15 protein-coding genes are annotated in these 15,419 nt (G+C 50.3%); 11 read left to right on the top strand and 4 right to left on the bottom strand.

Annotated elements, in window-relative coordinates; all coding sequences use genetic code 11:
* Nucleotides 1–28: 28 nt before the first annotated feature.
* Complete coding sequence (locus BJJ97_RS12365) at nt 29–943, top strand: LysR family transcriptional regulator (protein ID WP_095994113.1); 915 nt, start codon at nt 29–31, stop codon at nt 941–943.
* A 207-nt stretch (nt 944–1,150) separates the two neighbouring features.
* On the opposite strand, the gene BJJ97_RS12360 is transcribed toward BJJ97_RS12365, so the two are convergent.
* A complete protein-coding gene (locus BJJ97_RS12360) occupies nt 1,151–1,741 on the bottom strand; it encodes a flavin reductase family protein (RefSeq protein ID WP_095994112.1) in 591 nt (196 codons plus the stop codon).
* A 382-nt stretch (nt 1,742–2,123) separates the two neighbouring features.
* Between BJJ97_RS12360 and BJJ97_RS12355 the strand changes: the two genes are divergently transcribed.
* The 4 genes from BJJ97_RS12355 to BJJ97_RS12340 all read left to right on the top strand — a co-directional run bounded on the left by BJJ97_RS12355 (nt 2,124) and on the right by BJJ97_RS12340 (nt 4,778).
* On the top strand, nt 2,124–2,456 hold the full coding sequence (locus BJJ97_RS12355; protein ID WP_095994111.1) for a DUF1971 domain-containing protein: 333 nt from the start codon (nt 2,124–2,126) through the stop codon (nt 2,454–2,456).
* Between the two features lie 10 nt (nt 2,457–2,466).
* A complete protein-coding gene (locus BJJ97_RS12350) occupies nt 2,467–2,805 on the top strand; it encodes a DUF1869 domain-containing protein (protein ID WP_095994110.1) in 339 nt (112 codons plus the stop codon).
* A gap of 606 nt (nt 2,806–3,411) precedes the next feature.
* On the top strand, nt 3,412–3,864 hold the full coding sequence (locus BJJ97_RS12345) for a hypothetical protein (protein ID WP_095995363.1): 453 nt from the start codon (nt 3,412–3,414) through the stop codon (nt 3,862–3,864).
* Nucleotides 3,865–3,971: 107 nt separating this feature from the next.
* Nucleotides 3,972–4,778, top strand: a complete 807-nt coding sequence (locus tag BJJ97_RS12340; RefSeq protein ID WP_095994109.1) for a hypothetical protein — start codon at nt 3,972–3,974, stop codon at nt 4,776–4,778.
* A 29-nt stretch (nt 4,779–4,807) separates the two neighbouring features.
* On the opposite strand, the gene BJJ97_RS12335 is transcribed toward BJJ97_RS12340, so the two are convergent.
* Nucleotides 4,808–5,854 carry a sensor domain-containing diguanylate cyclase gene (locus tag BJJ97_RS12335; protein WP_095994108.1) on the bottom strand — a complete coding sequence of 349 codons (1,047 nt, stop codon included), beginning with the start codon at nt 5,852–5,854 and terminating at the stop codon, nt 4,808–4,810.
* Nucleotides 5,855–6,306: 452 nt separating this feature from the next.
* On the opposite strand from BJJ97_RS12335, the gene BJJ97_RS12330 reads away from it, so the two are divergent.
* The 6 genes from BJJ97_RS12330 (at nt 6,307) to BJJ97_RS12305 (ending at nt 14,232) form a co-directional block, all read left to right on the top strand.
* On the top strand, nt 6,307–8,169 hold the full coding sequence (locus BJJ97_RS12330; RefSeq protein ID WP_095994107.1) for a beta-glucoside-specific PTS transporter subunit IIABC: 1,863 nt from the start codon (nt 6,307–6,309) through the stop codon (nt 8,167–8,169).
* Nucleotides 8,169–9,632 carry a glycoside hydrolase family 1 protein gene (locus tag BJJ97_RS12325; RefSeq protein WP_039517217.1) on the top strand — a complete coding sequence of 488 codons (1,464 nt, stop codon included), beginning with the start codon at nt 8,169–8,171 and terminating at the stop codon, nt 9,630–9,632. The genes BJJ97_RS12330 and BJJ97_RS12325 overlap by 1 nt, the downstream gene beginning before the upstream one ends.
* 93 nt (nt 9,633–9,725) lie before the next feature.
* Nucleotides 9,726–10,565, top strand: a complete 840-nt coding sequence (locus tag BJJ97_RS12320; protein WP_095994106.1) for a PRD domain-containing protein — start codon at nt 9,726–9,728, stop codon at nt 10,563–10,565.
* A 234-nt stretch (nt 10,566–10,799) separates the two neighbouring features.
* On the top strand, nt 10,800–11,849 hold the full coding sequence (locus tag BJJ97_RS12315; RefSeq protein ID WP_095994105.1) for a Fe(3+) ABC transporter substrate-binding protein: 1,050 nt from the start codon (nt 10,800–10,802) through the stop codon (nt 11,847–11,849).
* The gene (locus BJJ97_RS12310; RefSeq protein ID WP_095994104.1) at nt 11,833–13,530 is read left to right on the top strand and encodes an ABC transporter permease; all 1,698 of its coding nucleotides are present in this window, start codon (nt 11,833–11,835) and stop codon (nt 13,528–13,530) included. Before BJJ97_RS12315 ends, BJJ97_RS12310 begins: the two co-directional genes overlap by 17 nt.
* 21 nt (nt 13,531–13,551) lie before the next feature.
* Nucleotides 13,552–14,232: an ABC transporter ATP-binding protein gene (locus tag BJJ97_RS12305; RefSeq protein ID WP_095994103.1), complete on the top strand. Its 681-nt coding sequence runs from the start codon at nt 13,552–13,554 to the stop codon at nt 14,230–14,232.
* 76 nt (nt 14,233–14,308) lie between these two features.
* Here BJJ97_RS12305 and BJJ97_RS12300 read toward each other — a convergent pair whose 3' ends face one another.
* Together BJJ97_RS12300 and BJJ97_RS12295 are read right to left on the bottom strand one after the other, a co-directional pair.
* Nucleotides 14,309–14,644 (bottom strand): hypothetical protein, encoded by a 336-nt coding sequence (locus BJJ97_RS12300; protein ID WP_095994102.1) that lies wholly within the window; start codon nt 14,642–14,644, stop codon nt 14,309–14,311.
* Nucleotides 14,645–14,670: 26 nt separating this feature from the next.
* Entirely contained in the window at nt 14,671–15,378 is a 708-nt protein-coding gene (locus BJJ97_RS12295; protein WP_157910778.1) for a zeta toxin family protein, read from the bottom strand.
* Nucleotides 15,379–15,419: the final 41 nt, after the last annotated feature.

Genomic DNA, 15,419 nt, shown 5'->3' with positions numbered 1-15,419 from the left:
GATCTTCCATATCTGAGAGGATGCAATATTGGATCTGAATGCGCTTAACATGTTCGTCATGGCTGCCCGGAGCGGCAGCCTGACTGCTGCTGCACGAGAGAACAACATCCCACTGCCGACACTGAGTCGCAGGATTCAAGATCTGGAAAAAGAGCTCAAGGTGCTGCTGCTTGAACGAACAGCGAAAGGCTGCAAGGTAACGGAAGCCGGGAAAAGATTACTTAACCACGCAAGCTCTGCGATGGATATCCTTAACGACGCGGAACAATCTGTAGTGTCAGGTCATCCCCACATCACCGGACGCCTGCGACTGACGCTTCCCCAGTCTATGGGGCCCTGGTGGGAAATCATCAGGCAGTTTCAGCAGACATACCCACGCATTGCGGTAAACGTGTATTCCACCGAGAGAAGAGTGGATCTGATATCAGACGGGGTCGATGTTGCCTTACGGGTAGGTAGCATCGCCGATGATTCCGTTGTTGCACGGCATTTAATGGATTTTCGCCATATTCTTGTTGCCAGCCCGGGATTACTAAAGGCGTCACCGCCCCTGCGTGAACCAGCTGACCTGATGAGGTTCCCGTGTGCAGCCTGGGGATCCGTAATTGATGCTCGCCCGGTGTGGATGCTGGGCAATCACGCTTATGACGTCTCCGCCGTATTGACGGTTAATGATTATCTTCACTTACGAGCAGGTGCTCTTGCCGGGGATTTCATCACCGAATTACCGGCGTTTTTCGCTGCTGAATATATTAAAAGAGGAGAGCTAACTGAGCTGCTTCCAGAGTACCCGTTGCCCTATTCGTCTTTGCATCTGGTATACAAAAAGCAGCAGCACATCTCTTCAACGGCCAGAGCCTATATCGATTTTTGTACAGCACACATCGCTGAATTATCAGAACAATGTCGCGTTCCGTCTGACGCTTATTTTAGGGAAGAATGAGTCATATATTGTGTTGCCTGACTCAAAATCCTGCCCATTCAGAAACAAAAATCCGGCATGTTATAAACGTCCCAAAACGCTAAAAAATTACGCTTCACCGAGAAGAAGCGTTAACCATGTAACACCTCGGTTTTTAGAGCATTAACGATTAAAAAATGAGAGAACGCCACCATCAGTAAACACTGCGGCAGCATTCTCTCGATAAGATCAATGCCCGTATTTAAAATTAAAACCTAATGCGTCACCCGTGGTGTCGTATTCGCGGAAGTTGTAGATCAGAGGCTTCCATTTTGACGAATCAACAACGTCATTTGCTCCTAATAGCTCGCTCTCCACCCAGACATTCACAATATCCAGTTCGACAAGAATAAAACGCCCTTTGTCCGTCGTGCTGACGGTTTTACATTCCGCCTGGATAGGACATTCAATCACCCGAGGCGGCGTAATATCGGTAGAGGCTTCAGTGTGAAGGCCGACTTTGGAAAATTTGTCGTGGCAGACCTCAACGCCCCATTTAATCTGGCCTTCAGATAGCGTATCGCTCCCGGTCAACTTACCCAGTTCTTCAACTTTCTCCCACAGTTTGTAATCAGGAATATTGATGACAACATCAGATCCAGATAATAAATTACTGTAGGTCTTACTTCCTTTCGTGACACCGATAATAATTTTATCACCGAGAGAAATTGACGACGATATAGAAGCAACATTGACTTCTCCGTTGCTATTATCCGTCGTCGTAACAAGGAAAACAGGGAAACCATAATAAAACGAGCTGAGTTTTACGTTCTTTTTCATTTGAGTTAAAACCTCACCATAGAGTAGCGTTATATTTTCTCATTTCTACTCTTTTGATTTACCTTTAACAATAACCCTAATTGAGTAACGAGAAGGGTAATTTATTAAACTCAACATCCCTAATAAGTAGACCATCAAAAAATAACTTAATGTAACTATTCCTTGATGTTAGTTTTCCCTCCCTTCCATAAGCGCAGAAAAATAATCGATATGAGAAACGTCGAACCTTGATAATACAGCCTTTCCGCGACGTGTTGCGGTATTGTAAAAAATTAATTAGCAGAAAATAATTCACAAACATTAAAAGAGGTATATGATATGCACTATATGGTTTTTTCCTTCCCGCCCTGCAATGTGGCTGGGTAAAGCATGAGGTTTAAACATGGAACGAATTATTATACCCGCGAATTATGTTCATACCCGTACCACGCCTTTCTGGACAAAAGAAACTGCCCCAGCGTCTATTTGGAAGCGCCATTTGGATGCAGGGACGCGTCAAGGCGTCTACCCGCGCTTGTGCGTGATGCAAGGGACGATTCGTTATTATGGCTACGCCGATGAGACAAGTCCTGATCCCGTCGAAACGTTGACGATCGAAGCCGGGCAATTTGGCGTATTCCCCCCAGAGAAATGGCACAGAATCGAAGCGTTATCTGATGATACGCTATTTAACGTAGACTTTTATGTCGATCCGAAAATTTTGATAGAAGGTTGAGGTAAACATAATGACAAGTGAAAATAAAGGCTATTCTTTAACATTATTGAACCACGAAAATAATGAGAAAGCAGAAAAAACTTATCTTAAACCGATGGCTTTTTATGTGCCAGATTTCGCCGCAGGTGCAGTCGTGGAATTACTCAACGAACTGCCTTCAGCCAGTGAAAATAACAAAGGTTTTTTGCTAACAGTCACGAATAATAATAACGGCGTGTCCGTTGATAAAGAGCTCGCTACGGTCGAAGAGTTAAAAGACAAGACAATTTCAGCTGAAGCAGTAAAAGAACTGGTTAATATCGTACGTGGCTACGATGCGGATGAAGACACTAACGTCTGCGGCTGGTAAAACGATATAGATTAGTCATGTTCCCGTTGCATATACGCTGGGTTTCATGAAAATCGAATGGTTCATATATACCTTTAGTACCCCTACTTATTAAAAAATAGGCGCTGGATGTCTTTTGACTTAACAAGCGCCCCTGTACCCTACTCTTCGATTATTCAAAATAGCCATTCATGCCACAATACAGGCTTACCAACAGCAATCATCGATCTATCCACACTGTTTATCCGCATCGTTCGCTAATCCGAAAAGAATAGCCAGATTATAATTACCTGACTACCTAACTCAGTAAGAAAATCCCGTCTATAGCGGTTCGTATAACACAATCATCTTACTCTGGAGAAGCAGGACATGTAAATTAATAATTGCAATAAATATTATTAGCATGAATAAATTAAGAATGGAAAGAAAATATACTTTTAAGGCCTATAAAGCGTTATTAAAATAACCATAAATACTTAAACGTTTTTTATATAATGCCGATTTATTATCAAATCACGCGGTCTGCCTGCGTTTACGGCTACAGCACACAGCGTCGTATTCCGCGTAGTAGGATAGAAAGAATAAAAAGACTGTGGTCACAGATGAAAATACATGGAGTTTTTTCAAATGAAATCAAGCAATATTCTGTTGTCTTCACTGTTCATGACAGCCCTTTTTGCATCAGCTGCTGCTAATGCAGGCCCGAAATTCAATGTCACCTTTAAGAATCTTGGCGCATCCTCCGCCCCTGCCGCTGTTTTTTCTCCGACGACAACAGCTGAAGTTTTCTCGCAGGCAAATGCTTCACCGACGCCAAAAGAAAGCGTCAAGTCTGGGGATTCAGATAGATATACGATCTCCAATCCAATCAATGACGTTGGTTCAATGCATGTTCGCTACAAAGTTGGAGCCAAAGTTTGCCAGTTTGATATGACATATACTGTGAAGTATGTAATCGGAAATAAAATCCCCCAATGGACCAAGAGCACCACGCCAAGCAACGGCGCACGCTGCGACCTGAGGGTGACTTATGCCAACGTCAATACTCACGACTCAGATGTAGAAATTACCATGAGATAACACCCGTACTGAAAAATAGCAGAGCAACCGCTCAGGCGTTTTTTATGAATAGGGATAAGCGACATTAATCGTTACTTATCCCTGAATCACAACGAGTGAGAGAACGAATGATTAACTTCAATAGCCTTTCAAAAAGTACGGTGGCAGATGCACAGTCCACCAATGACAGCCGCTCGATAAAAAAGCAGGAAAACGTATCCGAAAGCACACAGTCTGCATCTACAGCGTCTGATGGTTATTCAAATAAAAAAAATAGCGGTATTACAACGCTGGCAAAACAGCTCAGTGATGCTGCCGTCAGGGCCGAAGCCAGAGACGCCAAAAGCGACCGCAGTACACTAGCAGCCAGAGCCAGAAGCGTGGATGATGAACTGGTCGGCATGGGCTATGTCAGTAGTAAGAAAGCGCACGATGCGGAAGTCCCCAATAGCGATGACCCCGAGCGATTAGCCAGAGCGAAACAAGCTACAGCATACGCCAATGGTCAAGGAAGTAACCCCTTCAAAGACCTGTCTCGTGAACAGCTGGCGCTGATTACCTATGACGACAGCGGAACCTTTACAGTGAATGAGCGACGTGCAGCCTGGAGCGAGGCTTATGACCAGGAGCAAGTGTGGCGTACAATGGCCATGGCACAAAGCAAACTGGAGTGGAATCGCGGCGAATTTAAACAAACCGAATTTTTCAAAATGGTGTTAGATCACCATGAGAATCTGCCATTAATCGAACAAGCACAGGCACCAGAAGGCTATGTACCACGTCTGAAGTACCTGATAGAAATGGACTTCAACTTTATGACTGGGGAATCAGGCAAAGGCGCCGATCCGTTCGGCCGTCTGTTTGAACTCCTTTCCCCCACCAAACTTCACTTAGAAGATGGCAAACTCACTCAGGATGCAACCAAAGATGCCTGATGAGCAGATAATTACCCCCGCACAGGAATTTACGGTTGTGCTGTGATGACGTCAAAAGCGCGAGTTTGATCTTTTTTTCGCATAACTTTATTGGCGTACATTGCGGCATCGGCTCGACGGATCACAGCACCAGGCTCCTCGACGGAAGGATCTGCCGTGACAATCCCGATGCTTGCGCCTAAATATTCGATGCTGACCGTACCGAGTGAATAATTCCCCTGTAACAAAGGCGTAATGTCGTCTCTGAAGGAAGAAATCACGCGTTCATTCTCTCCCGGCGCAACGTTGACCATACGGGCAAAGACAAATTCATCACCACCAAGACGCCCGACAACATCCCCCGGATTCCCCCACGCCAGCAAGCGTCGACCGACCTCTTGCAAGAAGATATCACCGGCTTCGTGGCCGAACTGGTCGTTAATTCTCTTAAAGCCATCGAGGTCAATGAATACAATGAGCGCCTGCTGATGGTCATTCTTTGCCTGAGAAAACATCGCGTCGAGCGAGTAAAACACGCCCCGGCGATTAAGCAGTCCGGTCAGTGAATCGGTGTAAGAGTATTCATGTAATGCGGCATTGGCGGCCGTCAATTGCTGCACCAACCACTCTTTCTGCACCTGCTGAGCAATAAGCTGCGCGAATAGACTCAGGATCTGTTCACCTTTGGTTGTCAGCGGCTTATGGTCAGAACTCGCAGCACAGAGCGTACCGTATAATTGCCCGTTGTCCATACACACTGGCGTACTGGCATAAGTCGTAATACCTAACGCTTGTGCCGCCTCAGAATCCCCCCAGCATTCGGCCACGTTAGGCGTGTAACTTTGCCCTTCGTCCAGCGCACGCTTGCACAACGTGTCATGCCACGGAACCGAGGCCCCTTCAGGGATGTTGAGCGTTTTCGTGTTGTGAGCAAACAGGATATTTTGGAAACCCGCTTCGGTGTCAACCTGCGTCAGGTACGTCGATTCCAGATCGGTGACCAGCTCCAGCATGACCAATAACTGGCGAACCAACCCCTCGAAGGTATCCTCTGAACGTAACGCGCTCGAAAGGTGAGAAAGCAAATCATCAGTCATAACAATAAATTCCAGAGATGAATATTATAAATAAAAACAATCAATTAACGTGGCATTTGACGTATTTAAAACCGCCATCTGTGCAAACTACTTCTACCTACTATGACCTCTTCATGTTACAGAAATCATACGTGCTTTTCGCCTCTCACTTACCCATTTGCACTTGGCGAGTTTATCTCGTTCTGTTTTCTATAATCGGTTAAAAAGCGCCATGTTTTATGCAACATGCCTGAGATTCATCGGCGCCGTCAGGCTAATCCCTCCATTCTGCTATTGCCATCACACTTACCCATTAAGGCTGCACGATCTGTTTGACTTTCCCGCGTGCGAGGACTTACAACAGCAGCACAGGCGTGTAACTAGTTTTCTAGGCAAGACCTGAAGCTCTCCCACTCAACATCATGGGAAGTGCTTCAGGTCTTTTTTCGTTTCTGGACCAGGGGAATCGTCGTATGAGCCACACAGCAGCAGATAATAACGCGACAGCTTATGCCACTACCGCTGAAAAAATCATCACGTTAGTCGGTGGAATTGACAACATTGAGCATATTGAACACTGTTCTACACGGCTACGGCTCAGTCTTTATGACAACAGCCAAGTAAACCAGAACGAGCTGGAAAAGGTACCGGGCGTGCTGGGCGTTCGAGTTAACGTACAGTGTCAGGTGATTATCGGCGGCGAAGTGATGCAGGTATACGAAGCAGTGCAGAACCTTGCAGCAGGCCGGAAGGAAACAGGCCGCGCCGCGCCAGCAAAAAACCGCACAGCTTTTGTTATCGATTTTATCATCAGCGTTTTTCAGCCGCTGGTGCCTGCGATTGCTGGCGGCGGCGTGCTCAAATCGCTGTTACTGCTGCTGGACCTGCTCGGCTGGCTCACTAAAGACAGCTCAACGTATAAAGTGCTGGATAACATCGGTTCCGCCCCACTCTATTTTCTGCCGATTCTGGTGGGTATCACCACCGCGATGAAGTTGAAAGTGAATGTGCTGGTTGCCGTTTCCGCCGTCTCTGTGATGGTGCTGCCGGCCATGTCTAAGCAACTGGCGGAAGGCGCGGAATTTCTCTCCCTCGACTTGAAAAACGTCGCTTACGCGTCGCAGGTTTTCCCGGCGATACTGTGCGTCATTTTCTATGCGCAAACCGAAAAGCTCTTCAACCGCTACTCGCCGAGCGCGCTGCGTATTTTCCTATCACCGATGCTGTCGCTGTTGGTTACCGTTCCCGTCACGCTGCTGGTGCTTGGCCCGCTCGGTTATGAACTCGGTGCGGGTCTGGCTAGCGTGATCCTCTGGCTGTACAGCAAGCTGGGCTTTGTGGCGACGGGGTTGCTCGCCGCTGCGCTGCCCTTCATGGTGGCCTCAGGGATGCATAAGCCGATGCTGCCCTATGCCGTTTCCTCCTTGAGCCAGTTTGGTAAGGAAATGCTCTATCTGCCTGCGTCGCTCGCGCACAACATTGCCGAATCGGGTGCCTGCATGGCGATTGCGCTCAAGAGCAAAGACAAAACGCTAAAATCGACGGCGATTTCAGCCGGTATTTCCGCCCTGTTCGGCATCACCGAACCCGCGCTATACGGGATTACGCTGCTGAATAAAAAGGCGCTCTACAGCGTGATCGCGGGTAGCCTGGTCGGCGGTGCGTTTATCGGTTGGATGGCGATTGAAGCCTTTGCGCTGGTTGGCCCCGGTCTGGCTAGCATCTCCATGTTTATCTCACCGGAAAATAGCTGGAATATCGTCTACGCCATCGCCGGTGCCGCGCTCTCTTTTGTCATCGCCTTTCTCTCCGCCCTGTTCCTCTGGCGGGAAGAGAAGCCCGTCGTCGCCGTAGAAGAAACTCATCACGCGATGACCGAATGCCAGTTCGCCAGCCCGATTGAAGGAAAAGTGATTGCGCTGGACAACGTGAATGATGAGATCTTCTCCAAACGTATTATGGGTGACGGCATCGCCATCATCCCCGAGAAAGGCGTGCTCTACGCGCCGGCGAGCGGCACCATTGAGAACGTGTTTGAAACCGGCCACGCCGTCAGCATGCTCACCGACAGCGGTGCCGAACTGATTTTTCATATCGGTATCGATACCATCAAACTCAATGGTCAGGGCTTTCAGCCGAAAGTCACGGCCGGCCAACAGGTTAATACCGGCGATGTCCTCGTTGAATTTGACCTCGATAGCCTCATCGCGGCGGGTTACGATCCCGTCGTCATGATGGTTATCACCAACAGCGAGCGCTTTCGCGTGATACCGGAAGCCACTGACGTCGTCATCCATCCCCACACCATCATCATGACCTTAAAGGAGTCTGTGTAATGGATAAAAACATCGCATTCCCGGAACACTTTTTATGGGGCGGCGCGATTGCCGCGAATCAGGCCGAAGGCGCATGGAATGAAGACGGCAAGGGGCCGTCGGTCGCGGACGCCATTACCTGGAAGCCGAATCTCGACTTGAAGAATTACCATGCCCACATGGCGCTGACAGATGAAAACATCGCCGACGCGCTCAACGGAAAAAATGACGCGTTCTATCCCAAGCGGCGCGGCATCGATTTTTACCACCGCTACCAAGGCGATCTGGCGCTGTTTGCCGAAATGGGCTTCAAGGTGCTGCGCGTCTCTATCGCCTGGTCGCGCATCTTTCCAACCGGAGAAGACAGCGCGCCGAATGAGGCCGGTTTACAATTTTACGACGATCTGTTCCGCGAGATGCGCAAGCACGGCATCGAACCGCTGGTGACGCTTTCACACTACGAAATGCCGCTGGCGCTGAGTGAGAAATACAATGGCTGGGTGCACCGCAACGTGCTGGATGCCTTCGTACGCTTCAGCAATGTCTGCTTCGATCGCTATAAAGATCTGGTGCGCTACTGGCTGACCTTTAACGAGATCGACAGTATCCATCGCCACCCGTTTACCACCGCGGGTATTCGTGAAGAAAAAAGCGCACCGGGGCAGGCCAAACAGGATATTTATCAGGGGCTGCATCACCAGTTTGTTGCCTCGGCTATCGTCACCCGCGACTGCCATGAAAAAATCCCAGGCAGCCAGGTCGGTTGTATGCTGACCAAGCTGACGACCTATCCGCACTCTTGCCGCCCGGAAGATGTCGAAGCCGCGCTGAAAAAGAATCTCGAAAACTACTTTTATGCCGATGTGCAGGTGTTCGGTGAATATCCGCCGCTCATCAAGCGCGACCTTGAACGACGCGGCATTCACATCACCATGCAGCCCGACGATCTGGCTATTCTCAAGCAGCACACCGTTGATTTTGTGTCGTTCAGCTATTACATGTCGCTCACCGAGTCCACGCAGCCGGACGCCGAAAGAATTCCGGGCAATACCGTTCTGGGCGTGAAAAATCCGTACCTGCCGGCCTCAGACTGGGGATGGCAGATCGACCCAGTTGGGCTGAAAATTTCCCTGCTGGAGCTTTACGATCGCTACCAGAAGCCGCTGTTTATTGTAGAAAATGGGCTGGGTGCGAAAGACGTTGTCGAAAACGGCAAAATCCACGATCCTTACCGCGTTGACTACTTCCGTTCACATTTCGAGCAAATGCGTGAAGCGATTGGTGAAGGCGTTGAACTGATGGGGTTCACCAGTTGGGGCGCGATTGACATCATCAGCGCGGGAACATCACAAATGTCCAAACGCTATGGCTTTATCTATGTCGATCAGGATGATGAGGGCAACGGTTCTCTGGCGCGGCTGAGGAAGGATTCGTTCTACTGGTATCAGAAGGTCATCGCGACCAACGGTGCCGATCTCACCTGACAGACAGCGCTGCCGCAGGCTACGTGAGCAATGACAGGAAAGACGGTGATTGGAAAAACGTAATGAGAAAACCAGCATGATTGGAAGAAAAACGTGATTAAAGTGAAAAAAGCGTTAAATAACAGCATGCTGTTAGTCGACCATGAACAGCAGGAGATGATCCTGTTGGGTAAAGGCATCGGATTTGGTGCCAAACCCGGTTCATTGATTGATGTGACGCACGTTGAGCAGGTTTTCATTCCGCTGGAAAACCTGAAATCACGGCATTTTCTTTCATTGCCCGACACCATTCCTGCGGCTTTTTTTGACATCACGCATGAGATCGTCACGCTGGCGCAAAGTCAGTACGCCGAAAAACTTAATTCGGTGCTGTTCTTTACGCTGGCGGAACATCTCTATTTTGCGGTTGAACGTAGCAAAACGGGCAACCACTTCATCAATAAACTCAGTTGGGAAGTAAAACGCTATTACCAAAAAGAGTACGCCCTCGGCGTGCAGGCAAAAGATCGCGTGTCGGCGCGCTTTAACGTTACGCTGCCCGATGACGAAGCCATCAATATCGCATTCCACCTCATCAATGCCGCCGGCAGCGCCGAAATTGCCGATGCCCACCAGCAGGTTCAACTGGTGAATCGTCTGGCGGAGATTGTCCGCTACAAATTAAACAAGAATATTGATGTCAACGCCGTCGATTATCTCCGTTTTATCACCCATCTACGCTATTTCTCCGAACGGGTCATTGCCCGCAAAATCGCACCTGGACGCACAGACGATTTCTATCAGGAACTGCTGAAACACTATCCTGACGCGATGGCGATTTCCTGGGCCATCAGGGATTACGTGCAGGAAAAATACCAAATGGCCTTGCCGAAAGAAGAGCTTACCTGGCTGACCATGCATATCAGCAGGCTGGCCGAAAGCCAGACGCCATAGCGCTCACCTCACGCAACATAATCAATCACTGCTATGTTTATCAACGTGCTGAAAAATAACGCAGCCGCTTTCTCCCGATGAGCCCATATGTTGACCCTCATCACGATCGCGGACCGCGCAGCTTAATGAGATTGAAAACAAGAGTGATTATCATATATAGTTTTTGTCACCTGCAGAAAATATCTCCTTATTTTATTAATTTAGCCCCACATTCACTCTGGAGAAGATAATAACATGTCAAAAACACTGTCTGTTCTGCGCAAAAAAGCGCGCCTGCTGACGCTAGCCTCATCGCTAATGGTTGCCTATGCACTGCCCGCTGCTGCCGCAGATGACTCTCTGACGCTCTATACCACGCGTGAGCCCGGCCTGATTCAGCCGCTGCTGGATGCGTTCACCAAAGAGACGTCGGTTAAAGTCAATACCGTGTTCATCAAGGACGGCATGCTGGAGCGAGTGAAGGCAGAAGGCCAAAACTCACCGGCTGACCTGCTGATGACCGTTGATGCCGGTAACCTGATCGATCTGGTAGAAGCCGGTGTCACACAGCCAATTCAGTCCAGTGCATTAACCGAGGCTATCCCGGCGGCGCTGCGTGACAAAGATAACCAATGGTTTGGTCTGTCGATGCGCTCTCGCGTGCTCTATGCAGAAAAATCACTGCCGCTGACCGGCATCACTTACGAAGATCTGGCCGATCCGAAATGGAAAGGCAAAGTGTGTATCCGTGCGGGTCAACACCCTTACAATACCGCACTGGTTGCTGCGATGATTGCCCACCACGGTGAAGCCAAAACCGAAACCTGGCTGCGCGGTGTGAAAGACAACCTGGCGCGTAAAGCGACTGGCGGTGACCGTGACGTGGCGCGCGACATCCTCGGCGGCATCTGCGATGTAGGTCTGGCGAACTCGTATTATGTCGGCCATATGAAGAACGCCAAAGAAGGCACCGATGCCCGTAAATGGGGCGATGCCATCAAAGTCGTTCAACCTACATTTGAAAACGGCGGCACACACGTCAATATCAGCGGTGCAGCCGTTGCACGTCATGCTCCGCATAAAGATCAGGCCGTGAAATTGATGGAGTATCTGGTCTCCGCGCCGGCTCAGCAGATCTACGCACAGGCAAACTACGAATATCCGGTTCGCAAAGGCGTCACGCTGGACTCCACCATTAGCAGCACGATTGGTGAAGTTAATGTGGATAGCACTCCGCTGACCGACATCGTTAAATTCCGTAAACAGGCCAGTCAGTTGGTAGATAAAGTTGGATTCGATCAATAAGACCGGTTCGTCAACCATGCGCGGCGCCTTCGGGCGGCCGCGCCTCTTTTTTTCTCCGCTTCGCATCGCTGCCGTCATCATTGCACTCGGCGTACTGGCTCCGCTGGTTTCCCTGCTTTGGCTAGCAGCTGGCGCGGGTGTTGGCCATTGGGATCACCTGATGCGCTACGTGCTGCCCGATGCCGCACTCAACACGCTCATTCTGCTCGTCGGCGTCGGCGCACTCGTCATGGTGATTGGTGCTGGCTGCGCCTGGCTGGTGACCGCGTTTGATTTCCCCGGCAGACAGTTCGTTAGCTGGGCGCTGCTGCTACCGCTGGCGATGCCAACCTACATTGTCGCTTTTGCCTGGCTCGATCTGCTGCATCCTATAGGGCCGATTCAGGAAGCGATCCGCAGTGTGCTGGGCTACGACAGTCCGCGTCAGTTCCGCCTGCCGGATCTGCGCTCCATGACGGGCGCGATTCTGCTGCTCGGGCTGGTGCTCTATCCGTACGTTTATCTGACTATGCGCGCGATGTTTATCAGCCAGCCGGCACATTTGCTGGAAGCCGCTCGCACGCTGGGTTTGAGCGCAACGGGCACCTTCCTGCACGTCGCCTTGCCAATGGCGCGCCCTGCGTTAGCCGTCGGCACCAGTCTGGCCTTGCTGGAAACGTTGAATGACATTGGTGCCTCCGAATTTCTTGGGGTCAATACGCTGACCGTGACGGTTTACACCACCTGGGTCACCCGCTCGGATTTACCCGCCGCCGCGCAAATTGCCTGCACGATGCTGACGGTGGTCATCCTGTTGTTGACGCTGGAATATTATGGCCGGAAAAACCAGCGCTACGGTACCAGCCGGCAGATGCGCGGCATCATGCCCGCACCGCTGAAAGGTGTACGCGCCTGGTTGGCGACCTGTGCGACCGCGTTGCCTATCCTGCTCGGCTTCATCGCCCCTGCCCTCTTTTTGGCATGGGAAAGCGCCAAGCGATTGGGCGATAGCGTGACGATCTCCGCTGGCCTGATACAGTCGTTGCAGAACTCGCTTCTGCTGGCCGTTGGCGTCACGCTGGTCGTCACATTCGTTAGCCTGATTATTGCGTGGTATGCCCGTCATTCAGCTATCAATGATCGCTCACCAGAACGCCGCCGCACCCTACTGAGAATTGCCTCGCTGGGCTATGCCGTTCCCGGTACGGTACTGGCGATTGGCATGCTGACGCCCGGCATGGCGACGGATAATTTCCTCGCCGACTTGATAGGCTATAAGGGATTGCCGCTGCTTTCCGCCGGTATCCTGCTAGTGGTCTGCTGCGCTATTCGCTTTATGGCGATTGGGATTGGTGCACTTGATGCCGGGCTGACGCGCATCCCCCCGGTGATGGAACAGGCATCGCGTCTGCTGGGCGAAAGTGAATTCGTCACCTTTTTCCGCGTGCACCTTCCCCTGCTGCGTCCGGCGCTGGTGACCAGTGCGCTGCTGGTGTTTGCCGATGCGATGAAAGAGCTCCCCGCCACGCTGCTGCTGCGGCCGGTTAATTTCGAAACGCTGGCGACCGTTTTGTATGCCGAAGCCGCCAGAGGCACCTACGAAGAAGGCGCGATTGCCGCACTGCTGATCGTGCTGGCGGGTACGCTGCCCGTTGTGCTGCTGGCCCGCAGTCAGCTAAAAACGTCGGTTGAGAAAGAATGAAAATCATGAGGAAGAGTCAAGGTGTCTGAGGCTACACTCGTTCTGAATAATGTCCACGTCGCCTACGGGCACAAACACAATGTGCATCACGTGCTGAACGGTTTTTCTATGGAAGTTGCCGCGGGCGAACTGGCCTGTCTGCTGGGCGCATCAGGATGCGGTAAAACCACGGCTTTACGCGCGATTGCGGGTTTTGAGCACCTGACTCAGGGAACGATTCACGTCGGCGGACGCTGTGTGGCTGGCCCGAATGTGCATCTGCCGCCGGAACAGCGCAACGTCGGGATGGTATTTCAGGACTACGCATTGTTTCCCCATCTGACCGCCGAGCAGAATATTGCCTTTGGCCTGAGAAAACAGCCGAAGGATCTTCAGCAGTCGCGCGTCCGCACCATGCTTGAGTTGGTCGATCTTATCTCGCTGGCACAGCGCTATCCGCATGAAATGTCCGGCGGACAACAGCAGCGTATTGCACTCGCGCGGGCGCTGGCCCCGCAACCTGCCGTGCTGCTGCTCGACGAACCCCTATCCAGCCTCGACCCCGACAGCCGCAAACGACTGGGACAGGAAGTACGCGACATCCTGCGCGACGCTGGACAAACCGCGCTCTTAGTCACACACAGCGAACAAGAAGCCGAACTGATGGCCAGCCACATTGGCTATTTGAAAGCAGGCACGTTGGAATGGCGGGAACGACGCTAGAAGTAGGGTAATCTAGAAATAGAATGGTAATGCGGTTCGATGAATTGAAATCGGCTTCTGATGTGAAGCCGATTTATCACTTACTTTTGAATCTGGAAGAAAATACCGGTTTATTCCGTCGACGCCTTGTTTCACTATCCCTGTGCATTCCTGAATTTTCTACCAAAACAATATGTTCCACTAAGGCAGTCTCATCAGTTTTAGCTGCAACGGCACGTTTTTTTCTCAGCGAATCGGTGGTGAGATCCGTTTTCTCTGCACTAGCGGAAAGTAATACAGGGAGCATATCATCCATAGAACGTTCGAAGGCAGCCATGTCAGCATCTGCGGCATCAGGGGAAATGTCTTCACCATAGAGATCGGCAAGAGAAAACGCATTTCTCTCCCGTATGGCTTCGGATTTTGATGACATAATCGCTCCTTAAGTCTGGATATTTATTATACAGCGATGACATTAAGGTGGGCAAGTTTAGTATAGGGACAGCGATGCGAGTTCAAAAACTCCGTCTCTGTTTTAATATTTCTGATACGAGTAACGTTAAATTTATTGGGCTGCGTAAAGTCTTTTTCACGGTAATACACCGTCACCTGTACCCTTCCTATAAATCGTTCATCCTTCAACACCTTCTTAATCGTCGAGCGACACGTCATGAAGTTATTCTTTAGTACACTCAACGGTACCTTGCGCTTTCGCTGTCTGGCATACGCCCAAGCGAGTGCAGGATCCAAATAGACATAATCAATAGCCGTTAAATAACCACGACCTAAAGCCAGAGAGAGATTGAACTCAGCGATCTTAAAACTCGCAAAATTTGAATCCATGATGATGTCTAAGCCTTCGGCTGTCGCTTTCATGTAGACATATTCAACAAGATTCGACGCTGCACGCTGAAAGAGTGGCGCATTGGTTTCTTCGTAGTAAGGCAATAGCCGGCGAAACTCATCAGCATCTATCACCAGAATATTAGAAAAAACGCGGAGCCTTTGGTTAATCAACTCAGACTTGCCAGCACCGGGAGAACCTGCCGTAAAAAATACTGCTGGGGTCACCGATTTCATCAGGCCAGCAGTTATCGCGTTATAAACAATATCCTTTATCGCCTCAGCAACAGCCTCCGCTAACGCAGAGATTTTTATGTCATCCATGAATCCCTTACCGCCATTCCTTATGATGCTTGCGAGGCAAT

The sequence above is a fragment of the Pectobacterium polaris genome (assembly GCF_002307355.1).
Lineage (GTDB): Bacteria > Pseudomonadota > Gammaproteobacteria > Enterobacterales > Enterobacteriaceae > Pectobacterium > Pectobacterium polare.
This window is presented reverse-complemented; position numbering and strand designations above follow the sequence as displayed.